The sequence below is a fragment of the [Acidovorax] ebreus TPSY genome (assembly GCF_000022305.1).
Taxonomy (GTDB): Bacteria; Pseudomonadota; Gammaproteobacteria; order Burkholderiales; family Burkholderiaceae_C; genus Diaphorobacter; species Diaphorobacter nitroreducens.
In genome coordinates, this window is record NC_011992.1 from 77,965 (window position 1) to 100,432 (window position 22,468).

The window sequence follows — 22,468 nt, forward strand, 5'->3', positions numbered from 1 at the left end:
TGAGCGCAACGCTTTGCGGGGAAAGCGCGAGAGGCTATTAAAACAATAGCTATCGCGCCGCCAGGGCGCGCGCGATGCGGCCTGGCCGCACCGTGGTCTTGGGCACGTGGAAGGGGAACCACATGCGCACGTCCTGCTCCAGCCCGATGCCGTGCATGTAGTTGTAGATGGCCTTCTTCAGCCCGGCGCCCAGCGCGTCGTGGTCCACCCCCGTGGGGTCGATGAACGCCACATCGTTCTTGGCAAAACCGCCCGGCGGCAGCGGGGCCAGGGTCACGCCGTATTCCTCGGGGTTCTGTCCCACGGGCGAATGCACGGTGCAGGCAAAGCGGTGGAAGAAGCCGCTCTGGATGCAGCCGTTCTCGAACAGCTGGCGCACGTATTCCAGCGCGTCCACCGTGTCCTGCACGGTTTGCGTGGGAAAGCCGTACATCAGGTAGGCATGCACCAGGATGCCCGCGTCGCTGAATGCGCGGGTCACGCGCGCCACCTGGTCCACGCTGACGCCCTTCTTCATCAGGCCCAGCAGCCGATCGGAGGCGACCTCCAGCCCGCCCGAGATGGCGATGCAGCCCGCGTCGGCCAGCAGCTCGGCCAGCTCGGGCGTGAAGGTCTTTTCAAAGCGCACGTTGCCCCACCAGGAGATGCCGGTGCCGCGTGCGATCAGCTCCTGCGCGAGCGCCTTGAGGGCCTTGGGCGGCGCGGCTTCATCGACGAAGTGAAAACCGGTCTGCCCGGTCTCGGCCACGATGGCCGCGATGCGGTCGGCCAGCACCTGGGCGCTGGCGCCCTCGTAGCGGCCGATGTAGTCCAGATTCACGTCGCAGAAGCTGCACTTCTTCCAGTAGCAGCCGTGCGCCACGGTGAGCTTGTTCCAGCGCCCGTCGCTCCACAGCCGGTGCATGGGGTTGAGCATGTCCAGCAGCGACAGATAGCGCTGAAGCGGCAGGCCGTCCCAGGTGGGCGTGCCGATCTCGGCAAAGGCGACGTCGGGCTCCGCCAGGTGGACGTACTGCACGGCACCATCGTCATTGCGCACAAAGGTGCGCACCAGCCGCTGGCGCCCGCGCTGGCCTTGCAGGTGCTCCAGCAGCGCGAGCAGCGGGCGCTCGCCGGCGTCCAGCGTCACGTAGTCGAAGAAATCGAACACCCGTGGGTCGGCCAGCTCGCGCAGCTCGGTGTTGACGAAGCCGCCGCCGAGCACGGTGACGATGTGCGGGTGCCGTGCCTTGATGGCCTGGGCAATGCGAAACGCGCCGTACACCGAGCCCGGGAAGGGCACCGAGAGCAGCACCACGCCGGGCTGGTGGCGCGCGACGGCCTCATGGGTGAGCTGCTGCAGCACCTCGTCCACGAAGGTCGGCGCCTGCGCCAGCGCGTCGGCCAGCGGGTCGAACGTGGGCTGGCTGCCGGCGAGCTGTTCGGCGTATCGCACAAACTCGAAACGCGCGTCCACGGCGCCCTGCAGCACGTCCGCCAGGTCGTTGAGGTACAGCGTGGCCAGATGCTTGGCCTTGTCGGTCAGGCCCAGGGCGCCGAAGGCCCAGCCCAGCGGGTCGCCGCTGCCGTCGTCCTCGTACACGTCCAGCGCCGCGAAGCGCGGCCCTTCCGGCAGGTAGTGGCGGCCCACGATGCGGTGCGCGAGGGTGCTGTCGCGGCCCTGCAAAAAGGCCATGGCTGGGCCGATGGTGGCCAGGTACCGCTCCTGCTGTGCAAGAAAGGACTGCACCGCCGGGCTCTGCGCGTTTGCGGGCAGGGCCCGCGCCCTTTCGGCGACCTGCGCGAGACCGTCGCGCGAGAGCAGCCGCAACACCAGCGCGATCGCCAAGTCCTCCTGCCACGCCGGCACGCCGCGCGAGCGCAGAAAGCCCGTGAGGTAGGCGGTGGAGGGGTAGGGCGTGTTGAGCTGCGTCATCGGCGGGATGACGGACAGCACGCGGGGCAGGGCTGCGGGCATGGGCAAAGGGGTGGAGGGGGCTGGCAGAGCGGCGGATTATCCCGGCCCCCTGCCGCGCATGCCCGTGCGGGGGCTTGTTCAGCGCACGGCGCGGCGCGCCTTCTTGGCGGCGTACATGGCGCGGTCGGCCTCGCGCAGCGCCTCGTCGGCCGTCATGCCGTTGGGGAGCACGGCGATCACACCCACGCTGGCGCCGGCGTAGTCGATGGGGGCGCCCGCCCCGCCAAAGCGCCCGCGCGTGGCCTGTGCCAGGCGCTGGCCGAACCCCTGGCGGGCCGCCTCCAGCGCCGGGCCGGGCGCGGGGCCGGGGCCTACGGCCACGAACTCATCGCCCCCGTAGCGTGCGACGAAGTCCTGCGCGCGCGCCGCGCCGCGCAGCCGATCGGCCATGTCGGCCAGGAAGAGGTCGCCCACCTCGTGGCCATAGGTGTCGTTGATCGCCTTGAAACCGTCCAGGTCCATGAAGGCGATCAGCACCGCCGTGCCCTGGCGCGCGCCTTGCGCCAGTTGCTGGTGCAGCATTTCGCGCAGCGAGCGGCGGTTGGGTAGGCCGGTAAGGGCATCGGTCGCCGCATAGGCCGCCAGCCGGGCATTGGCCTGCAGCAATTGCTGCAGCAGCTCCTCGCGCTCGACCTGCTGGCCAATGAGCCGCGCGAACAGCGTCAGCGCGTTGCGCGCCTGGGAAGTGAGCTCCTGGCGCTCGTCGCTGGCGGCGCAAAGCGTGCCGTAGAGCTGGCCGTCGGCCATGCGCACCGGTGTGCTGGCGTAGGTCTGGATGCCCAGCGCGGCGGCGGCCTGCGAATCGCCCCAGCATTGCCCCACGTCGGCGGTGAAGGGTCGCCCCTCGTCCAGCGCGCGTTTGCACAACGTGTCGTGCCAGGGCACGCTCAGTCCCTCGGGGATCTGCATCTGGCGCGTGTTGCGCGCGTACAGCACACGTTGCACACCCCGCTCCAGGTCCACCACCGTGAGGTAGGTGGATTCGAACCCGGTGATGTCTTCCAGCAGCTCCAGCAGCGGCCGGGTGAGCTCTTCGACGGTGCGTGCGCGGGTGACGGTCTCGCAGAGATGGTCCAACAGGTTGTCCATGCGGCCATTATGGATGGGTGTGCCGCAGGACGCAGGCCGGGACAGGCAGCGAGTGCCCGCCCCTCCAGTTGGATGGCGGTGTGCGCGCTAAGGTGCGGCGCTGGGCCAGGCGGGGCGCCGACCTGTGAGCTGGCTCACGATGGCGCCCTTGAGGGGCGGCAGCCGGTTGGCGCCCGCCAGCACCACCTGGCGCAGCAGGCGGGGCAGCGGCCGGTCGTCGGTGTACAGGCGCACGATGGCATTCGTGCCTTGGTACAGCGGCCAGGCGTGGCGGTGATGGCCGCGCGCGTAGCCTTCCAGCACGCTGGCGGCGCCGATGTCCGCACCGCGCTCGCGTGCCTGGGTGAGTGCGCGCGTGAGGCTGTCCACACCCGCCAGCCCCAGGTTGAACCCGTGCGCCGTCACCGGGTGCATGCCGACGGCCGCGTCACCCAGCAGCGCGCAGCGCGCGGCGGCGAAGCGGTGCGCATACACGGCGACCAGCGGGTAGGCGTGGCGCTCGCCCACCAGCCGCATGGCGCCCAGGCGGTCCTTGAACTGGGCTTGCACGCGTGCGGCGAATGCCTCAGGAGGCAGTGCCAGCAGCTCCTGCGCATGCGCCGCGCCGGTGGTGACCACGGCCGAGCACATCGGCGCGCCATCGACCAGGTCGCCCGGCAGCGGCAGGATCGCCAGCGTCTGCTCGTAGCCGAAGCACTCGTGCGCGACCTCGTGGTGGGGCAGCTCATGGCGCAGGCGGCAGACGATGACCGTGCGGCCGAAGTCGTGCATGGCCGCGCCAATGCCCAACTGGCGCCGCGTGGCGGAAAAGCGGCTGTCGGCCGCCACCAGCAGCGGGGCCTGCAGACGCAGGGGCGCTGCGTCGAGGTTGCGGGTGTCGGTGTATTCCAGCTCGGCATGCGCGGGCGTGACGGCCACGCGCGTGACGCGCGCCTCGGTGACCAGTCGTACGCCGGGCGTGTGCGCGGCTACCTCGTAGGCCGTGCGGCGCAGCGCGTGGTTGGGCACGATCCAGCCCAGATGCTGGACGCCGCTGCCGCCTGCGTGCAGCTGCATGGCCCCGCGCTGGCCCACGGGGCCGTCGTGCACCTGCGCCTCGCGCAGCAGGCCGACCTCGTGCGCGGCCAGGCGCTGCCAGCTGCCGATGCGCTGCAGCGTGGCCACGCTGGGGTGGGTGAGTGCGATCTCGCGCCCGTCGGCCAGGGGCGCGGCCAGCGTGGAGGCGGGTTGCTGCTCCAGCACCGTGACCTGCATGCCGGCCTGGGCCAGCGAGGCCGCCAGCGACAGCCCGGCAGGCCCCGCACCCACGATGAGCACGTCGCTGCGCTGAGAGGAAACGTCTTGTGTTGTCATGATTCAGAAACAGGCCGCCGGCAGTGGCAACAGCGGGCAATTGTCGGCAGGGCAGAAAGCGGCGATCTTGCCTTGCGTCAAGCACGGCGGCCATGCGGCCGCTTCCTACGCCGGGCGGGCGATGGTCTCACTACAGTGGAGAACCCTGCAACCAGCAAGCAAAGGACCCGACATGCGCGTGGACATCTACCGCCGATCCGAAGCCGAGGGGCGTTATTCCCATCTGGCCGTGCCCGAGGGCAAGCCCATACCGCAGGAGGCCATCAATACCGATTGGAACTGCGAGCACCGCGCCGTGGAACGGGACGAAACCCAGGCGCACTGGAACGACCTTGGTATTCCCGAGCCCGGACGGCAGCTGCGTGACAAGGGCTATGCCATCACCAGCGTGACGGAGCAGCCGCGGCGCTGAGGCCAGGTGCAGCCGGCCAGGTGCGACCGGCGAGGTGCGACCGGCGAGGTGCGACCGGCCAGGTGCGACCGGCCAGGTGCGACCGGCCAGTTGTCACGTGCGTGGCGCGCACGGCGACCGCGACCGCGCTAGGCTGTGCGCATGGAGACACACCACAACATCCCCCCAACACACCCGCCTTACACGCCCCAGATACGCCGCTACCAGGATTGGCTGCAGGCGCAGCACGGCCTGCGCTTTGACGATTACCACGCGCTTTGGCGCTGGTCCACCACCGATCTGGACGCCTTCTGGCAGAGCGTCTGGGACTACTTCGACCTGCAGTCACCCACGCCGCACCGCGCGGTACTCGCAAAGAACGTGATGCCCGGCGCGCAGTGGTTCCCCGGCGCGCAGGTGAACTACGCGCGCCAGGTGCTGCGCCATGTGGACGCCGCACAGGCCGCGGGCCAGCCGGCCCTCATCGGCCGCAACGAACGCGGCGAGCGCCGCGAGCTGTCCTGGCCCGCGCTGCGCCGGCAGGTGGCGGCGCTGGCGCTGCACATGAGGGCCCAAGGCGTACAGCCCGGCGATCGCGTGGCAGCCTACCTGCCCAACATCCCCGAGACCATCGTCGCCTTCCTGGCCTGCGCCAGCATCGGCGCGGTGTGGAGCCTGTGCGCGCCCGACATGGGCACGCACGCGGTGCTGGACCGCTTCCGCCAGATCGCACCGACGGTGCTGTTGGCCGTGGACGGCGTCACCTATGGGGGGCGCGACCATGACCGTTGCGACGTGCTGGCGGAACTGCGCGCGCAACTGCCCACGCTGCGCCACGTGGTGCTGGTGAGCAATCTGGACGCTTCAAAAACAGTAGCTGATACCGCTTGCTACGCAAGCGTTATCGCCCGAAATGATGCAGAAACTGCGGCCTTTGAACCGGCGTGGCTGCCGTTCGACCACCCGCTGTGGATCGTCTATTCCAGCGGCACCACCGGCCTGCCCAAGCCCATCGTGCATGGCCATGGCGGCATGTTGCTGGTGATGCTGCAGCTGGCGGTGCTGCACAACGACATCGGCTGCAGCTACGCGCCCAACTCCCTGGGCGAGCGCTACCACTGGTACAGCTCCACCGGCTGGATCATGTGGAACGCCCAGGTCGGCGGCCTGCTGGGCGGCACCACCTGCGTGCTGTACGACGGCAACCCCGGCGGCAGCAAGGAGCGGCCCGACTGGACGGTGCTGTGGCGCATGGCAGCAGAGGAGCGCGTGACCTTCTTCGGCGCTGGCGCCGCGTTCTACGGCCACTGCATGAAGGCCGGGATCACCCCTGCGGCCTGCGGCGATCTGTCGGCGATCCGCGTGCTGGGCTCCACGGGGTCGCCGCTGCCTGCCGAAGTGCAGCGGTGGGGATCGCAACTCCTGGCCAGCGCGGGCGTGCCTCAGGTCTGGTGGTGCAACATCTCCGGCGGCACCGACTTCGCGGGCGCCTTCATCGGCGGCAATCGCGAGCTGCCGCAAACGCCCGGGCGCATGCAGTGCCGCATGCTGGGCGCAGCCGTCGAGGCCTGGGACGAGCAGGGCCGCCCGGTGCTGGACGCCGTGGGCGAGCTGGTGTGCACCCAGCCCATCCCGTCCATGCCCTTGTTCCTGTGGGGCGACGCCGATGGCGCGCGCTACCGCGCCAGCTACTTCGAGATGTACCCGCCCGGCCATGGCCGCAGACCCGGCGGCGGGGATCTGGGGCCCGAGGCCGGGGCCGTCTGGCGCCACGGCGACTGGATCGAGATCGGCTCCAGCGCCCACCCCGGCTGCGTGATCTACGGCCGCAGCGACGCCACCATCAACCGCCACGGGCTGCGCATGGGCACGAGCGAGATCTACAGCGCCGTGGAGGCTCTGCCCGAGGTGCTCGACAGCCTGGTCGTGGACCTGGAATACCTGGGCCGCGCCAGCTGGATGCCGCTGTTCGTCGTACTGCGCGCCGGCGCCGTGCTGGACGAGGCCCTGCGCGCGCGCATCCAGGGCGCGATCCGCAGCCATTTGAGCCCGCGCTTCGTGCCCGACGAGATCGTGCAGGTCGCCGAGGTGCCGCGCACGCTCAGCGGCAAGAAGCAGGAGCTGCCCATCAAGAAGCTGCTGCTGGGCCAGCCGATCGAGAAGGTGGTCAACAAGGACGCGATGGCCAACCCGGGCTGCCTGGCGTGGTACGTGGAATTCGCGGCGTGGCGGCAGGCTCATGCTTCGTGAATGGGGGCTGCTTGTGCACGTGTGGCGAGCGTTGGCACGCATCACCGCCGAGACGAACGGCGAAGTGAAGGTCCGCTTGCCCCTGAGCCGCTCGCTGCCGACCCAGTCCAGCACATCACGCAGGCCGTGCGTAGCGCTCCATCCAGTTCGCAGAGGACGGCTTCTTCCAGGGCAACGTAAAGGTCCCGAACAAGCGGACGGCACGCTGCGCTGCCTGATGGACGACATCCCCAGCCCGAATGGCGCCATTCTGGAGCCTGCTGGCGGCGCCTTGCTGGTGGCCGTTACTCGCGCCAACCAAGTCTGGCGGCTGCGGCTGCTGCTGGATGGCCGGGTTTCCAAGGCTGGTGTGCTCATCAATCTCTCGGGCTGCGTTGGCGCCGACGGCTTGGCGCGCTGTTGTAGCGCATCGTCTCGCCGGTCGGCCGCATGACCACCAACTGCGCGTTTGGCGGGCTGGACGGCCGCACGCTTTTCGCCCCTAGCAGACAGCTATCGATTGGATTGAGATAGCATCTTCAATTGCCCCAAAACAAGTTGTCGGCGTCGAAATCCGCCTCTTCCTGCACCAGAGCCACGATGGCTTCGACGATGCGCCGGTCGTCGTCTGCGCGCCAGACGAGGTTGTAGGGTTGGCGCGGCAGCGGTGCGGCGCTCTCCAGCGGCACCAGCAAGCCGCGCTCCAGCAGCGGCTGCACGTAGCGGCGCGGCTGAAAGCTGATGCCGACACCGGCGATGGTCAGCGCGATGATTGCCGCACGGCTGTTGCACTGGATCGTCTTGCCGATGCGGATGCGGTGGGTGTTGGCCCAGCTCTCGAAAGTCGCGGACAGGCCGGAGTCGTGGGGGTTGTTGATGACCGGATGCGCCTCGAAATGCTCGGTCTGCAGCACGGTACGGTGCGGCAGCCGCACGGGCGCGCTGGTCCAGATGAACTCGATGTCGGCCACGGCCCGGCCGCGCAGTTCCGGCCGATTCACCGGGCCCGCAAGGATCGCCACGTCGAGCTCGCCCCGAACCACGTCGTTCTCGATCAGGCGCGACAAACCCACCTGCGGCTCCAGCGTCAGCAGCGGGAAGTCGCGCTCTACCCGCGCCACCAGGGACGGGAACCACGTGGTCGCGGTCAGCTCGGTGATGCCGACGCGGCAAGCGCCCTGCAATTCGTCGCGGGACGGGCCCGAGTCGGCGCGAATCTCGCGCTCCAGATCGAGCATGGCCGCCGCCTTGTCCAGCAGTTTTTCCCCGGCCGCCGTGAGCATGGAGCGCCGCGCCGTGCGGTCGAACAGCTGCTGGCCAAGGTCTGACTCCAGCTCGGCGATGCGCTTGGACAGTGAGGACTGTGTCACGTGGAGGCGTTGTGCGGCGATGGCGAAGGTGCCCAGCTTCGCCGCCCAGTAGAACGCCTCCAATTGCTTCAGTGTCATGTGGGGTGGCCTCGCGCTACAGCTTCAATGGCGGGGCGCCCGGCCCCTTCATTCGGCCACCGGCGGCGCCGCGAGCACGGCCCCTTTGGCCACGAGGCTGTCGATCTCGGCGTCTGAGTAACCCGCATCCCGCATCACGTTGATCGTATCCTGCCCCAATCGCGGCGCGTGGTGGCGCAGCCGGAACGGCTCGGCGAACTGCACAGGGCTGCGCACCACTCGGTAGTCGCCTTCGGTCGGGTGCGTGGCGGGCTGGAACATCCCCACCGCCTGCAAATGCTCGTCTTGCAGGACGCCCTCCAGATCGCGCACGGGCATGCAGGGGATGCTCACGCGGTTGCAGAAAGCCTCCCACTCGGCGTTGGTGAAGCGCGGCGCTTCTTTCTCGACCACGGCATAGAGTTCGTCGATGTGCTGCACCCGGTCGGCCAGCACGCGAAAGCGCTCGTCGTCCAGCAGTTCGGTGCGCCCAGTGAAGCGGAAGAAATCGGCCCAGTTGCTGTCGGAATACGGCAGGATACACATGAAGCCGTCGCGCGTGCGGTAGGGCTTACGAAACTTGCTCATGACGCGCTTGAAACCGATCTCCCCAAGCGGCGGATCGAAGGTGGCGGCGTGCAGGTGCTCGACCAGCGCGAACTCCGCCGAGGTTTCCAGCATCGGCACCTCGACCGCTTGGCCGCCGCCGCCCTTCGCCTGTTGCAGCAATGCTGCGACCACCGCGTAGGCCACAGTGTGGCCGGTGATCTTGTCGCACAGCACGGTGGGTGCGAACATGGGCTGGCCGTGAACCTGGGCGAACAGCCCGGCAATGCCGGAGCCGGCCTGGATGACGTCGTCGTACGCCGCCCGGCCCGAGTACGGGCCCGCCGAGCCGAAGCCCACCGCGGCGCAGTACACGATGTCGGGGTTGAGGGCGCGCACCGCTTCGTAGCCCAGGCCCAGGCGGTCCGCCGCCTGCTGCCGCATGTTGTGGATGAAGGCATTGGCACCCTTCAGCAGGCGCTTGAGCACCTCCATGCCCTCGGGGGACTTCAGGTCCAGCGAGACGCTACGCTTGTTGCGGTTCAAATTGATGAAGTAGCCCGCCATGCCCTCGTGGCGCAGCGGCTTGTAGTGGCGGGTCTGGTCGCCCGACGAGGTTTCGATCTTGATCACCTCGGCGCCCATGTCTGCCAGGATGCGGGTCGCGTAGGGTCCGAGGACGACCGTGGTCGCGTCGATGATGCGCACGCCCTGCAAGGGGCCGTTCTTGAAGGAGGAAGGGTCGGTCTTCATGGGGGTCGCGTATCAAAGGGCCGTGAGTAGGGGCCACAGGCTGTGCCCGTCGGCTGCGCAGACGCGCGTGCCGATCTGGTGGTTCCAGTACGCCTCCGTGCCGAATTCGTCGCGCCAGGCCCAGAGGCGGCGTGTGAACTGGTGCAGCACATGCTCCTGCGTGAACCCCATGGCGCCGTGCACCTGGTGGATAAATGCGGCCACCTTTCCGGCAGCCTCGCCGCAGCGGGACTTGGCCACGGCGGCAGCGAACACGCCGTCGGGCGTCGGCGCCGGCTGCCAATGGTCCACCGCCAGGCTGGCGGCATTGACGGCGGCGGAGACTTCCGCTGCGGCTTCCACCAACATGTCCTGCACAGGCGTGAAGCGCGAGATCGGCCGGCCGAACTGCACCCGCTCCTGCGAATATTGCAGCCCCAGCGCCAGGCAGCGCTGCATTGCGCCCACCATCTGCACCGATCGCAGCACGGCACCCACGGCCTGAAGCGCGCGCGGATCGCGCACGTCCCATGGCTGGCAATAGTCTGTCGGGACCGGAACGCTGCCCAGGCTGAATGCGCACTGTGCCTCGAACGACAGAGTGCGCACCGAACGCGGTGCGAGCTTCTGCACGTCCAGCAGCACGAGCGCATGGGCATCGTCGCGCATATGGGCCTGCACCAGCAGCAGCGCGCCAGGCGCTTCGCCGAAATTCACGGAACCTGTCTCGCCAGTCAGGGAGCACTCACCATCGAGCCGCAGTGCAGGCGCACGCGCCTGCGCGCCTACACCCAGGAGCACCGGACGATCCGCCACCAAGTCCGGATCGCCCCCCACCGCCGTCCAGAGTCCGCGACCCGCCATGGTTTCGGCCAGCGGCAGCGGAACGCCCCAATGCGCGCTCAGGCGGATGACGTCGAACGCGGCGCTCGAAGGCAGGCCGACACCGCCCTGCGCTTCCGCGACCAGTGCCGACGGCCAGCCGGCGTCCTCCATCTGCTGCCACAGAGCCGGCAGCCATTGGCCGGTGCTGGTCTGCTCCATGGCTTCGGGCGTCAGGAGCTCGCGGAACTGCCGATCCGCCTGCTCGTTCACCATCGCCGTGAGTTCGTCTCGTTCGCTCATCGTAGCCCCATCCCTCGCGCGATCACGCCACGCAGAATTTCGCGCGTGCCACCGCGCAAAGTGAAGCTGGGCGCGGCCAGGGTCACGTGCCGCAACGCGTCGGCGAAACGCTGCCCGGCCTCGCTCTGCTGGCCCGCATCCACCAGCAAGCGGGCGATTTCTGGAATCTCGCGCTCGAAGCCTGTGCCCACGTGCTTCACCAGCGCTGCTTCCACCTGGGGGTTAGCGCCCCGCTCCAGCAGGCCAGCGATGCCGGTGGACATACGCCGCAGCGTCGCCGCGTGGGCCACCAGGCGCCCGATCTGTACGGCCTGCTGTGCGTCGGGCTCGTGGCCGACGGCATCCACCAAGGCGGCCAGCAGTTGCCACGCGCTCAGGAACCGGTCCGGGCCGCTGCGCTCGTAGGCCAGCTCGGCGGTTACCATGCGCCAGCCGGAACCGGGCTCGCCGATCAGCATGTCGTCAGGAACGAAGTAGTCCTCGAAGTGCACCTCGTTGAATTCGTGGTGCCCTGACAGGTCCCGGATCGGCCGCACGGTGATGCCGGGCTGGCCGGTGGCCGTGATCATCTGCGTCAGCCCCTCATGCTTGCCGGCGCCCGGCTCGGCCGTGCGCACCAGGGTGATGAGGTAGTCCACCTGGTGGGCATTGGTCGTCCACACCTTGGTGCCATTGATGCGCCAGCCCCCCTCGACCCGGGTAGCCCTGGTGCGCACCGCCGCCAGGTCGGAACCTGAGTCGGGTTCGCTCATGCCAATGCCGAAGGCGCATTCGCCGCGCGCGATGCGTGGAAGGATGTCCTGTTTGGCGCGCTCCGACCCATGCCGGAGAATCTGCGGGCCGGACTGCCGGTCGGCGATCCAGTGCGCCCCGCAAGGCGCACCAGCGGCTAGCATCTCCTCCACCACCACATAGCGCTCCAGCGCCGTGGCGTCCTGCCCGCCATAGGCGCGCGGCCAGGTCATGCCAATCAGGCCCGCGGTCCCGGCCCGGCGGCTGAAGCCGCGGTCGAAGGTGGTCCACGTCACTTCCCAGGGCTTGAAGCTGCCCCGCTCCACCTCGGCGGCGAGAAATGCCCGCACCCGCTGTCGCGTGGGCTCGCAGACCGAGAGGTCCGGCGGTTGATTGAACTCGAACATCGCCTCTCCTCAACGGCCCGTGAACACGGGCTTGCGCTTTTCCAGGAAGGCCCGTACCGCTTCGTCGTGGTCCGAGGTGTAGTGCGCCAGCGCCTGGTAGGCCGCCGCCATCTCTAGCGACGAAGCCAGCGACACGGAGTCACTCTCGCGCAGCAGCCGCTTGGTGAGGCGCACCGTGCGCGACGGATTGGCGCTGATACGCGCAGCCAGATCGAGCGCCTGCGGCATCAGTTCCTCCGGTGGGATCACGCGCGAGACCAGCCCCAGCGCCAGCGCACGGGCGGCGTCGAAGGTGTCGCCGGTCAGCATCATTTCCATCGCCTTCGGCTGGCCGATGGTGCGCGCCAGCAGCCACGCCCCTCCGTCGCCTGGAACGATACCCAGCTTGACGAAACTGCTGGCGAAGGTGGCCTGCTCGGACGCGAGGCGAATGTCGCACATGCACGCCAGATCCAGGCCGGCGCCGATGGCCGGGCCATTTACCGCAGCGATGGTCGGCACGTCCACTTCGTACAACGCCAGCGGGATCTGCTGGATACCGTTGCGGTAGGCATCGCGGATGTCGGCAGGAGAGCCGGCGGAAAAGCCCTTTTTGTCCCGCATGTTCTTGAGATTGCCGCCCGCGGAAAAGGCCGATCCCGCGCCGGTCAGCACCAGTGCCGTCACGCCCGGATCGCGCCGAATCTGCGCGCACAGCTCGACGAATTCGAGCATCTGGTGCTCCTCGGTCAGCGCGTTGCGCTCGTCGGGCCGATTCATGGTGGCTACCACCACTCCGTCCCTCCTGTCGATGCTTAGAAATCCGCTCATTGACGCTCCTGGTTGTCTCCTGGGGGAGCAGTGTAGGAAGCCTCAATCAGTCTGAAAAGTGATATTTATGAATAATTTGAAAGTCGTTTTTTAAATAATCATTGGTATCCTAAAACGACTGTCTTCTATTGAATAAATATCGCTTTCACTACTTTGTGGAAGGATTCAAGATTCGGCGCCCTACTACAACTTCGGAGACATCGTGATGTTCAGAACCTCCATCCATCGCTCGATCCTCGCGGCCGCCGCTGCCCTCCTGGCCGGCCTCGCGGCGACGCCGGCGCACGCCGCTTGGCCCTCGGACGCGCCGATCAACATCACCGTTGGGTTCGCCGCCGGCGGCACCACCGATGTCATGGTGCGCAACCTCGCGCCCTTCATCGCCAAGCATCTCGGCGACAACGCATCCTTCGTCATCCAGAACCGGCCGGGAGCGTCGGGCGAGATCGCCATCAATTCGGTGATGCGCGCCAAGCCGGACGGCTATTCCCTGGTGGTGGTCAATCTGCCGGGTTATTTTTTTGTACCGATGTATCGCAAGTCGTCGTACACAACCAAGGACCTGACCCTGGTCGCGCGCCTCGTCGGCGACCCCACGATCATGGTGACCCGCAAGGACAGCAAGTTGATTGATCTGCGGCAGGTCGTGAGCCAGCTGAAAACCGATCCGTCGTCCTATTCGGCCGGCCACAACGGCCTGGGCACTAACGGACACTTGGCGATGGCCCAACTGGAAAACGCCGCCAGCGTGAAGTTCAACTCCATCCCGTTCAACGGCTCGGCGCAGCAGAAGGCTGCCCTCACCACCAGCACGCTCGACATCGCGTTTCTGGCCGCTTCGGAGGTGCCGGATCCCGAGAACGAAGCCACGCCCGTACGTCTGCTGGCCCAGTTCACCAAGGACAAGGTGCAGCGCATCGCCAGCACGCCTACCACGTTCGAAGTGGGATTTCCGGTTGAGATGACGGCCGAGCGTGGCATCGCCGCGCCCAACGGCGTTCCGGCCGCGATTCGCGCCCGGCTCGAGAAAGCCATTGAAGCCGCCCTCAAGGATCCCGAGTACGTCAAGACGGCTCGCAACGATGCGCCTTTCCTGTCCTTCCTCGGTGGCGCCGAATGGGCCAAGGCAGTCGAACAGGCACAAAAAGCCTACGAGCCGATCGCGCGAACGCTGCCCAAGGAATAAACGGAACTCATGGGTCGCGCTACGCAGGTATCGGCTCATGTGCCGTTGCTTCGTGCGCGCGGACATCGGCCTGGCTATTGCCGCGCGCCGTGGGCATGGCCAAGGTCTCCGAAATGGCCTTTACCGGCGAGGCCATCAACGCGCAGGAAGCGCTGGCCTGCGGCCTGGTCAGCCGCGTGGTGCCGGCCGACCAGCTCCTGCCCACCGCGCGTGCGCTGGCCGAGAAGATCGCCGCCAACCCCGGTGCCGTGATGCGCATGACCAAGCGGCTGCTGCGCGAGGGCGAGCACGCCTCGCTGGCCTCGCTGCTGGAGATCTCCGCCGGCTACCAGGCCATCGCCCACAAGACGGCCGACCACCGCGAGGCGGTCACCGCCTTCATCGAGAAGCGCGCCCCGCGTTTCCAGTAGACCGAATCAGCCATCGGCGGACAAGGAAAGGCCCGGCGGCCGTTCGATAATGCCGCCATGGCTTCTCCCCACAAACGCTTTTCGATGATCCGCGAGTTCCACCTCGCGGACTGGTTCACGCTGGGCAACGCGGTGTGCGGCGTCGGGGCGCTGTTCTCGTCGATGACCTATCTGGAAACGTCGGACGTGCGCCATGTGTACTTCGCCTGTGCGCTGGTGCTTGCGGCGCTGGTGTTCGACGTGCTGGACGGGCGCATCGCGCGCTGGCGGCAGAAAAGCTCGGCCATGGGGCGCGAACTGGATTCGCTGGCCGACGTGATCTCCTTTGGCGTGGCGCCCGCCATCATCGCCTACGCCTGCGGCATGCAGGGGCTGTACGACCGCGTGGTGCTGGCCTTTTTCGTGGCCTGCGGCGTGTCGCGCCTGGCGCGCTTCAACATCACGGCCGAAACGCTGGCCGAGGGCCCGTCGGGCAAGGTCAAGTACTTCGAGGGCACGCCGATCCCCACCTCCATCGTGCTCGTGGGCCTGATGGCCGTGGCCGCCAGCGTGGGCGCGGTGCGCGGCCAGCTGTGGCTGGGGTCGGTGACGATCGGCGGCTTCACGCTGCACCCGCTGGTGCTGCTGTTTGCACTGTCGGGCTCGCTGATGATCAGCCGCATCCGCATTCCGAAGTTCTGAGCATCCCCCCGCGGCGCTGGCGCACCTTTCCCCTTCTCTCGCCGCGCTGCGCGGCGGGAAGGGGGCGCAGCCGGTGGACTCGTGAAGCCAGATCCGCGGCGCCCAGGCCTGGGGTGCGCCCGGGTTCGCCGCACGTCCTGATACGGTGGCAGCGGCGCAGCGCAGGTACACTTTGCGGCTTCGAGGCGGCGCCCGTGCGCGGCGTCTTTTTTCCCATCCGAACCGCTTCATGGCCGTTGATACGGCGGGCCAGGCCCGCACCCACCTAGACCTCAAGAGCGCCCAGCTGCCCGTGGTGGCCATGGTGCTCAAGACCACCGACGTGGCCAGCATCGCCGCCGAGCTGGCTGCCCGCAGGGCCGACGACCCCGAATTTTTCGACAACGACCCGGTGCTGATCGACCTCTCGGCCGTGCAGGACGAGCCACAGCCCATCGACTTCGCCGCGCTGGTCAAGACGCTGCGCAGCCACCGCACGCAGCCCGTGGCCGTGCGCGGCGGCAGCAGCGCGCAGAGGCAGGACGCGCACGACGCGGGCCTGATTGCCGCCCCCGACGCGCCGCCCCCGCGCATGCAGGCGCCGCGTGAGAACACTCCCCGCGAGGTGGTCCACGAAGTCATCCGCGAGGTGGAGGTCGTGCGCGAGGTCCCCGTGCCCGCGCCGGCGCCGGGGACCGTGGTGGTGGACAAGCCGCTGCGCTCGGGCCAGCAGGTGTATGCCCGCGGCTCGGACCTGGTGGTGATGGCCGTGGTCAGCTTTGGCGCCGAGGTGATCGCCGACGGCAACATCCACGTGTACGCGCCGCTGCGCGGGCGCGCCATCGCCGGCGCGCGTGGCGACACCAGCGCCCGGATTTTCAGCACCTGCATGGAGCCGCAACTGGTCTCCGTGGCAGGCATCTACCGCACCACCGAGACCGAGCTGCCCGACAACGTGCGCGGCAAGCCGGCCCAGGTGCGGCTGGACGGTGAGAAGCTGCTCATCGAGCCGCTGTGACTGTCCCCACCCTTTCTTACTCCACAGACCGCAACGCAAGGACCTCTCAGAACATGGCCAAAATCGTCGTCGTGACCTCCGGCAAGGGGGGCGTGGGCAAGACCACCACCAGTGCCGCCTTCGCATCGGGCCTGGCGCTCGCCGGCCACAAGACCGCCGTCATCGACTTTGACGTCGGCCTGCGCAACCTGGACCTCATCATGGGCTGCGAGCGCCGCGTGGTGTATGACCTGATCAACGTGATCCAGGGCGAAGCCAACCTGAACCAGGCCCTCATCAAGGACAAGCAGTGCGAGAACCTGTTCGTGCTGGCCGCCAGCCAGACGCGCGACAAGGACGCGCTCACGCAGGACGGCGTGGGCAAGGTGCTCAAGGACCTCGCCGACATGGGCTTTGACTACATCGTCTGCGACTCGCCCGCCGGCATCGAAAGCGGTGCGCTGATGGCCATGCACTTCGCCGACGAGGCGCTGCTGGTCACCAACCCCGAAGTCTCCAGCGTGCGCGACTCCGACCGCATCCTGGGCATGCTCAGCAGCAAGACCAAGCGCGCCATCGAAGGCGGCGAGCCCGTCAAGGAACACCTGCTGATCACGCGCTACAACCCCCATCGTGTGGAAGACGGCCAGATGCTGAGCCTGGAGGACATCCAAGACATCCTGCGCATCAAGCTCATCGGCGTGATCCCCGAGTCCGAGAGCGTGCTGCAGGCCTCCAACCAGGGCCTGCCCGCCATCCACCTGTCGGGCACCGATGTGTCCGAGGCCTACAAGGACGTGGTTGCGCGCTTCCTGGGCGAGGACAAGCCCCTGCGTTTCATCGAGGCGGCCAAGCCCGGCTTCTTCAAGCGCATCTTCGGCGGGAGGTAAGCGAGATGTCCCTGCTGTCCTTCCTGCTCGGCGAGAAGAAAAAGACGGCCTCGGTGGCCAAGGAGCGCCTGCAGATCATCCTGGCGCACGAGCGCAGCGGCCGCAGCGCCGGCCAGCCCGACTATCTGCCCGCGCTGCAGCGCGAGCTGGTGGCGGTGATCTCCAAGTACGTGAAGATCAACGCCGACGACCTGAAGGTCCACTTCGAGCGCCAGGACGACCTGGAAGTGCTGGAAGTGAAGATCGAACTGCCCGAGGCGACAGCCAAGTAACGGGCAGATATCCGGCCCGTTCCGCCCAGCCCCGAAGCGGCCGGGCGTGCCCGCGCCCTGGCGCAAGCCGGGGCGGCTATTTCTCCATCGGGCGGGCTACGGTGGCCGAAAGGCTTCCCAGCGGATGCTCCGTATAGAACACCCCCCCGTGGTAGAGCAGAGGCGAAGCGCCTTCCCGGTGGCTGCAACGCTCCACCTGGCCGACGAAGATCGTGTGGTCGCCCTCCACGTACTGGCTGCGGTTGAAGCACTCGAACACGGCCGCCGCGCCGTCCAGCACCGGCACGCCGCTCCGTCCCAGACGGTAGGCCACGCCGGCGAAGCGGTCGATGCCGCGCGTGGCGAACTGCTCGGCCAGGGCGCGCTGTTCCACCGTCAGCACATTGATGGCGTAGTGCGTGGCACGGGAAAAAGCGGGCAGCGACGACGTCTTGTGCCCCAGGCTCCAAAGCACCAGCGGCGGCTCCAGCGACACCGAGTTGAACGAGTTTGCCGTCATGCCGATCAGCGCTCCGCCTTCCCCGCGCGCCGTGACGATGGTCACGCCTGTGGCGAACATGCCCAGCGCGTCGCGGAACTCGCGTGGCGTGAAGACGGGAGGTTGGCTGGAGGGCGGGTGGGGCAGGCGGCTGTTCACGAAGGGGGGGCGGCGCCCTGGGCGCGCCGCGTAGGGCAATGGGAGGGCTATTATCAGTCTGCACCAGCGCGCCTGCAGCGCGCATGCCCTGCGGCCCTGGACCCTGCGATGTCTCTTCTTCCACGCTTTTCCCTGCTCGGCTCCGGCCCTACCGTGTTGCTGCTGCACGATGCCGACGGCGATCACCTGGGCTTTGCCCCGACGCTGGAAACCTTGGCCGCCGCGGGCTACCGCGCCGTGGCATGGGACATGCCGGGCTATGGCGGCAGTGCGCCGGTGGAGCCCTACAACTTCAAGGGCCTGGCCCAGCGTGCGCTGCTGTTGCTCGATGCCCTGCGGTGCGAGCAGGTGGTGCTGGTCGGCCACGGCCTGGGGGCGATGCTGGCGCTGGAGATCGCCGTGCGGGCACCGCTGCGCGTGCGGCGGCTGGTGCTGTGTGCCGGCGGCCCGGCGCTGGACGAGGCCGCCACCGCCGTGTGGGTGGCGCCGCGCCTTGCGGGCTTGGACGATGGACGGGACATGGCCCGGCTGGCCGACCCTACCGTGGCGCGCGACGCCGGCCCCGGCGCGCTGCCCGAGGGGCTGCAGCTTGCACGGCACGCCATGGGCCGCGTGCCGCCCGCCACCTACCGCCGTGCGTTGGAAGCCCTGACGGCTTTCGCGCGGCGTGCGCCGGAACTTGTGCGCCTGCAGGTGCCCGCGCTGCTCGTCGGGGGTGAGTACGACCGCTGCACTCCGCCCGAGGCACTGCTCGCCCTGGCCCATGTGCTGCCCGATGCGCGCGCCGTGCTGCTGCCCGGCGTGGGCCACTGGCCGCAGCTTGAAGACCCCGAGGGTTTCGAGGCGGCGCTGCTGGACTTCCTGGCCGGCCCGGCGCCGGTGCTGCACTGAACGCGTGCGCGGTGATCCCTCACCGCAAATCGCTTACCCGCCCCTGACCGCGACCGCGCACCGCTGCGCAATAAACCACATCGCGCGCCCGCGCTTTTGGTTAGGCTGGAGTGTTTTTCACAACATTGCGGAGACACGATGATGGCCATGAGACCCAGACACTGGGCAGGGGCGCTGGCGCTGTGGGCGTTGGCAGGCATGGCGGGCGCCCAGCCCGTGAAGGTGGGGGTCATCGGCCCCTTTTCGGGGCCGTCGTCGGACTTCGGCACGCCCATGCTGCAGGGCATCCAGCTCGCGGTGGAGCAGTTCAACGCCGTGGGAGGCTACCTGGGCCGACCCGTGGAGCTGGTGGTCAAGGACGACCAGGGCTCGCCCGACACCGGCCGTCAACGCTCGCAGGAACTGGCCAAAGAAGGCGTGGTGGCTGCCCTGGGCTTTTGCAACACCGGCGTGGCGATGAAATCGCTGGACGTGTTCCAGCAGGCGAAGCTGCCCTTGATCGTGCCGTGCGCCACGGGCACCCCCGTGACACGCACCTATCCGGCGGCGCAGAGCTTCATCTTCCGCACCTCGGCCCCCGACAACATCCAGGCGCCCTTCGTGGTGGAGGACATCCTGCGCCGCGGCTGGACGCGGGTCGCTCTCTTTGCCGACGACACCGGCTACGGCCAGGCCGGGCGCAAGGACGTGGAAGCGGCGCTCGCCGCGCACCAGCTTACGCCCGTGTACGCGACCAACTTCCCTCTGGGCGTGAAGAGCCTGGCGCCCCAGTTGCAGGCCGCGCGCGATGCGGGCGCACAGGTCATCTTCAGCTACACCGTAGGGCCGGAGAACGCTGTCATTGCCCAAGGCCGCAAGGAGCTGGGCTGGAAGGTGCCGCAGGTCGGCGGCTGGACGCTGTCGTTCCCGTTCTTCATCCAGGGCGGCAAGGACGCCGCCGAGGGAGCGCTGACGGCGCAGACCTTCATCGCCGAGCCCAGCAACGAACGCCGCGCCTCGTTCCTGAGCACCTACGCGCGCGCCTTCAAGGGCCGCCCGGCCGTGCCGATGGCGGCGGCGCAAGGGTACGACGCGGCCTACCTGCTGATGTATGCGCTGCTGGGCATCCGCGACGGGCAGGTCAACGGCCCGGCCCTCAAGCATTCGCTGGAGAACCTGCAGCGCGTGTATTACGGCGTGGTGGCGACCTACGAGCGGCCCTTCTCGGCCGAGGAGAAAGAAGCCATCACCCCCAACATGCTGGTGATGGGCAAGGTGCAGGCCGGCGCGGTGACCTTCGCCTACCCCGAGGATGCCAAGCGCAACCTGCTGGTGCAGCGCAAACGCTGAGGTGCGAGCCGCTCAGGCCAGGCGCGGCGCCCCGTAGGCGGCAGCGGGCGTGTCGTCGCCCAGAAAGGCGAAGTCCATGGCTGGCCGCTCGCCGCTCAGCAGCTCGGCCATCGCCTTGCCCGAGCCGGCGCCATGCGTCCAGCCCAGCGTGCCGTGGCCGGCGTTCACCCACAGGCCGTGCAGCGGCGTACGGCCGATGAACGGGATGTTGGTGGGCGTGGCGGGGCGCAGGCCGGTCCAGTACTGCGGATCTCCGCCTTCCTCGGGCGTGCGCGTGTCGCACACGCCGGGCAGGATGGTCTCAATGCGGCGCGACAGCATGTGGCAGCGTGCGCGCGCCACAGGGCTGTCCAGCGACAGGTCGTAGCCGCCCAGCTCGATGGTGCCGGCCACGCGCAGCACGTTGCCCAGGCGGCTCATGGCGATCTTCTTGCCGTCGTCGATGGTGGAAACCATGGGCGCGCCCTCCGGTTTGAGCAGCGGGAATGTGGCGCTGTAGCCCTTGCCGGGGTAGATGGGCAGGTGCACGCCCACGCCCCGCAGCAGCGGTGCGCTGTAGCTGCCGCATGCAACGACCACGGCATCGGCTTTCAGTATTTGGTCTTTTTGGCCCGTAGCGCTTTCCTGGCGAGCGCGAATAGCTATTGATTCAATAGCGTCGCCGGAGCGGTTCAGGCGCAGCACGTCGTGACCGTAGAGGAACTGCACGCCGCGCTCGGCGCAGCGGCGGGCCAGTGCCTGGGTGAATACGCGCGCGTCGCCGCTCTCGTCGGTGCTGGTGTAGGTGCCGCCGGTGATGCGGTCGCCGTAAGCGTGGAAGGCCGGCTCGATGGCGAGCAGCTCGTCGCGACTGACCACGCGCCGCTGCACGCCGAAGCGGCGCATCAGTTCCACGGCGTGGGCCGCGTCGTCAAAGGACTTCTGGTCGGTGTAGAAGTGCGCGATGCCGCGTTCCAGCCGGTGGTACTCGATGCCCGTGGCGCGCACTATGTCCTTGAGTGCGGCATGGCTGTACGCGCCCAGCGCCACGATCTGCTGCACGTTGCGTGCGAAGGCCGTGTCGTTGCACTGCGCCAGGAACTTCAGGCACCAGCGCCATTGCTCCCAGTCGAGCTGGGGGCGAAACAGCAGCGGCGCTTCCTTGTCGAACATCCACTTGAGGGCCTTCCATGGCGCCTCGCGGTTGGCCCAGGGCTCACAGTAGCTCACCGAGATCTGCGCCGCGTTGGCAAAACTGGTCTCCAGCGCCGCGTCGGGCTGGCGGTCGACCACAGTGACTTCATGCCCGCGCTCGCGTAGATGCCAGGCGGTGCTAATGCCGATGATGCCGGCGCCCAGGACGATGGTTTTCATGGCGCGCAGTGTGCTGCGGCCCAATGAAAAACAAAAGCGTGATTAAACTTCTTCGGAATTCATCAGAATGACTAATGGATACCGACCGTGAGCACATTTGACCCCGCCGCATTGGAATGCCTGGCCGCCATCGTCGAAGAGGGCGGTTTCGAGCGCGCCGCGCGCCGCCTGAACATCACCCAGTCCGCCGTGTCGCAGCGCCTGCGTGCGCTGGAGGCGCAGGTGGGCTCGGTGCTCATCGTGCGCAGCCGGCCGCTCAAGCCCACTTCGGCCGGGCAGTTGTTGCTCAAGCACACCAAGCAGCTGCGCCTGCTGCGCGCCGACCTGGAGCGCGATCTGCAGGACCTCATGCCCAGCGGGCGCGGCGGCGGCCGCGAGGAAGAGCGCATCGCCATCGCCATCAACGCCGACAGCATCGCGACCTGGGCGGTGGACGCGCTCGGCGATCTGGTGCGCCAGCGGTTGCCGCTGGAGATCATTGCCGACGACCAGGACTTCACGCAGGAGTGGCTGCGCTCGGGCCAGGTGATGGGCTGCGTGACGACGTTGAAGAGCGCGCTGCGCGGCTGCCGCATGGTGCCCCTGGGCGCCATGCAGTACGTCGCCGTGGCCGCGCCGGAGCTGGCGCGCCGACAACTGCCGCAAGGGCTCACGGCGCACAACTTCCGCGACGTGCCTTTCGTCTCGTTCAACCGCAAGGACGATATGCAGGCCGAGTTCGTCACGCGCACCTTTGGCCTGAAACGCGTGTCTCTCAGCCGCGTGTTCGTGCCCAGCTCGGAGGGCCAGGTGCGCGCCGTGGCCGCGGGCTGGGGCGTGAGCGTGGTGCCCGAACTGCTCGCGCGCCCCTGGCTGCAGCAAGGCCGGCTGGTGGACCTGGCGCCAGGCCATACGCTGCCCATCCAGCTGTACTGGCACTCATGGAACCTGGAGTCGGAAGTGCTGGATGCGCTGGCCGATGCGCTCACCAGCGCGGCGGCGCAGTACCTGTCGGCCTGACGGCACACGCGGATGGGGGTCTTTAGGGTTATCGGCCTGCGCGGGG

Annotated in this window: 21 protein-coding genes and 1 pseudogene; 12 read left to right on the forward strand and 10 right to left on the reverse strand. The window is 68.3% G+C overall.

Going from position 1 to position 22,468, the window contains the following annotated elements:
- Positions 1-49: 49 nt before the first annotated feature.
- The 3 genes from DTPSY_RS00350 to ubiM form a co-directional block, all read right to left on the reverse strand.
- Positions 50-1,957, reverse strand: coding sequence for a B12-binding domain-containing radical SAM protein (locus tag DTPSY_RS00350; RefSeq protein ID WP_012655186.1), 1,908 nt, complete (start codon positions 1,955-1,957; stop codon positions 50-52).
- 78 nt (positions 1,958-2,035) lie between these two features.
- Positions 2,036-3,046: a GGDEF domain-containing protein gene (locus tag DTPSY_RS00355; RefSeq protein ID WP_012655187.1), complete on the reverse strand. Its 1,011-nt coding sequence runs from the start codon at positions 3,044-3,046 to the stop codon at positions 2,036-2,038.
- 87 nt (positions 3,047-3,133) lie between these two features.
- Positions 3,134-4,399 carry a 5-demethoxyubiquinol-8 5-hydroxylase UbiM gene (gene ubiM / locus DTPSY_RS00360; RefSeq protein ID WP_012655188.1) on the reverse strand — a complete coding sequence of 422 codons (1,266 nt, stop codon included), beginning with the start codon at positions 4,397-4,399 and terminating at the stop codon, positions 3,134-3,136.
- Between the two features lie 172 nt (positions 4,400-4,571).
- Between ubiM and DTPSY_RS00365 the strand changes: the two genes are divergently transcribed.
- The 3 genes from DTPSY_RS00365 (at position 4,572) to DTPSY_RS18325 (ending at position 7,473) form a co-directional block, all read left to right on the forward strand.
- Complete coding sequence (locus DTPSY_RS00365) at positions 4,572-4,811, forward strand: DUF6139 family protein (RefSeq protein WP_012655189.1); 240 nt, start codon at positions 4,572-4,574, stop codon at positions 4,809-4,811.
- A gap of 141 nt (positions 4,812-4,952) precedes the next feature.
- Complete coding sequence (locus tag DTPSY_RS00370) at positions 4,953-7,040, forward strand: acetoacetate--CoA ligase (RefSeq protein WP_012655190.1); 2,088 nt, start codon at positions 4,953-4,955, stop codon at positions 7,038-7,040.
- A complete protein-coding gene (locus tag DTPSY_RS18325; RefSeq protein ID WP_148215354.1) occupies positions 7,030-7,473 on the forward strand; it encodes an SMP-30/gluconolactonase/LRE family protein in 444 nt (147 codons plus the stop codon). Before DTPSY_RS00370 ends, DTPSY_RS18325 begins: the two co-directional genes overlap by 11 nt.
- A gap of 85 nt (positions 7,474-7,558) precedes the next feature.
- Here DTPSY_RS18325 and DTPSY_RS00375 read toward each other — a convergent pair whose 3' ends face one another.
- Genes DTPSY_RS00375 through DTPSY_RS00395 form a run of 5 tightly spaced genes read right to left on the reverse strand, consistent with a single transcriptional unit; the run spans position 7,559 to position 12,798 of the window.
- Positions 7,559-8,467, reverse strand: a complete 909-nt coding sequence (locus DTPSY_RS00375) for a LysR family transcriptional regulator (protein WP_012655191.1) — start codon at positions 8,465-8,467, stop codon at positions 7,559-7,561.
- A gap of 48 nt (positions 8,468-8,515) precedes the next feature.
- Positions 8,516-9,745, reverse strand: a complete 1,230-nt coding sequence (locus tag DTPSY_RS00380; protein ID WP_012655192.1) for a CaiB/BaiF CoA transferase family protein — start codon at positions 9,743-9,745, stop codon at positions 8,516-8,518.
- 12 nt (positions 9,746-9,757) lie between these two features.
- Positions 9,758-10,849 (reverse strand): acyl-CoA dehydrogenase family protein, encoded by a 1,092-nt coding sequence (locus DTPSY_RS00385; RefSeq protein ID WP_012655193.1) that lies wholly within the window; start codon positions 10,847-10,849, stop codon positions 9,758-9,760.
- Positions 10,846-11,988, reverse strand: coding sequence for an acyl-CoA dehydrogenase family protein (locus DTPSY_RS00390; protein ID WP_012655194.1), 1,143 nt, complete (start codon positions 11,986-11,988; stop codon positions 10,846-10,848). Before DTPSY_RS00390 ends, DTPSY_RS00385 begins: the two co-directional genes overlap by 4 nt.
- A gap of 9 nt (positions 11,989-11,997) precedes the next feature.
- Positions 11,998-12,798 (reverse strand): crotonase/enoyl-CoA hydratase family protein, encoded by an 801-nt coding sequence (locus DTPSY_RS00395; RefSeq protein ID WP_012655195.1) that lies wholly within the window; start codon positions 12,796-12,798, stop codon positions 11,998-12,000.
- A 205-nt stretch (positions 12,799-13,003) separates the two neighbouring features.
- On the opposite strand from DTPSY_RS00395, the gene DTPSY_RS00400 reads away from it, so the two are divergent.
- The 6 genes and pseudogenes from DTPSY_RS00400 (at position 13,004) to minE (ending at position 17,213) form a co-directional block, all read left to right on the forward strand.
- Complete coding sequence (locus DTPSY_RS00400) at positions 13,004-13,984, forward strand: tripartite tricarboxylate transporter substrate binding protein (protein WP_012655196.1); 981 nt, start codon at positions 13,004-13,006, stop codon at positions 13,982-13,984.
- 68 nt (positions 13,985-14,052) lie between these two features.
- Positions 14,053-14,394: pseudogene (locus tag DTPSY_RS00405) on the forward strand (enoyl-CoA hydratase-related protein); the annotation flags it as partial.
- Between the two features lie 57 nt (positions 14,395-14,451).
- A complete protein-coding gene (gene pssA, locus DTPSY_RS00410) occupies positions 14,452-15,075 on the forward strand; it encodes a CDP-diacylglycerol--serine O-phosphatidyltransferase (RefSeq protein WP_011803534.1) in 624 nt (207 codons plus the stop codon).
- Between the two features lie 229 nt (positions 15,076-15,304).
- Positions 15,305-16,072, forward strand: a complete 768-nt coding sequence (gene minC / locus DTPSY_RS00415; RefSeq protein ID WP_011803535.1) for a septum site-determining protein MinC — start codon at positions 15,305-15,307, stop codon at positions 16,070-16,072.
- A 53-nt stretch (positions 16,073-16,125) separates the two neighbouring features.
- Positions 16,126-16,941 carry a septum site-determining protein MinD gene (gene minD / locus DTPSY_RS00420; RefSeq protein WP_011803536.1) on the forward strand — a complete coding sequence of 272 codons (816 nt, stop codon included), beginning with the start codon at positions 16,126-16,128 and terminating at the stop codon, positions 16,939-16,941.
- A 5-nt stretch (positions 16,942-16,946) separates the two neighbouring features.
- Positions 16,947-17,213: a cell division topological specificity factor MinE gene (gene minE / locus DTPSY_RS00425; protein WP_011803537.1), complete on the forward strand. Its 267-nt coding sequence runs from the start codon at positions 16,947-16,949 to the stop codon at positions 17,211-17,213.
- A 76-nt stretch (positions 17,214-17,289) separates the two neighbouring features.
- Here minE and DTPSY_RS00430 read toward each other — a convergent pair whose 3' ends face one another.
- The gene (locus DTPSY_RS00430) at positions 17,290-17,850 is read right to left on the reverse strand and encodes a flavin reductase family protein (RefSeq protein WP_012655197.1); all 561 of its coding nucleotides are present in this window, start codon (positions 17,848-17,850) and stop codon (positions 17,290-17,292) included.
- A gap of 108 nt (positions 17,851-17,958) precedes the next feature.
- Here DTPSY_RS00430 and DTPSY_RS00435 point away from each other — a divergent pair, with 108 nt between their 5' ends.
- Both DTPSY_RS00435 and DTPSY_RS00440 read left to right on the forward strand, forming a co-directional pair.
- The gene (locus DTPSY_RS00435; protein ID WP_012655198.1) at positions 17,959-18,741 is read left to right on the forward strand and encodes an alpha/beta fold hydrolase; all 783 of its coding nucleotides are present in this window, start codon (positions 17,959-17,961) and stop codon (positions 18,739-18,741) included.
- Between the two features lie 138 nt (positions 18,742-18,879).
- Positions 18,880-20,070 (forward strand): ABC transporter substrate-binding protein, encoded by a 1,191-nt coding sequence (locus tag DTPSY_RS00440; protein ID WP_012655199.1) that lies wholly within the window; start codon positions 18,880-18,882, stop codon positions 20,068-20,070.
- Between the two features lie 12 nt (positions 20,071-20,082).
- Here DTPSY_RS00440 and DTPSY_RS00445 read toward each other — a convergent pair whose 3' ends face one another.
- On the reverse strand, positions 20,083-21,423 hold the full coding sequence (locus DTPSY_RS00445; RefSeq protein WP_012655200.1) for a D-amino acid dehydrogenase: 1,341 nt from the start codon (positions 21,421-21,423) through the stop codon (positions 20,083-20,085).
- Between the two features lie 87 nt (positions 21,424-21,510).
- Here DTPSY_RS00445 and DTPSY_RS00450 point away from each other — a divergent pair, with 87 nt between their 5' ends.
- Entirely contained in the window at positions 21,511-22,422 is a 912-nt protein-coding gene (locus DTPSY_RS00450) for a LysR family transcriptional regulator ArgP (RefSeq protein WP_011803542.1), read from the forward strand.
- Positions 22,423-22,468: the final 46 nt, after the last annotated feature.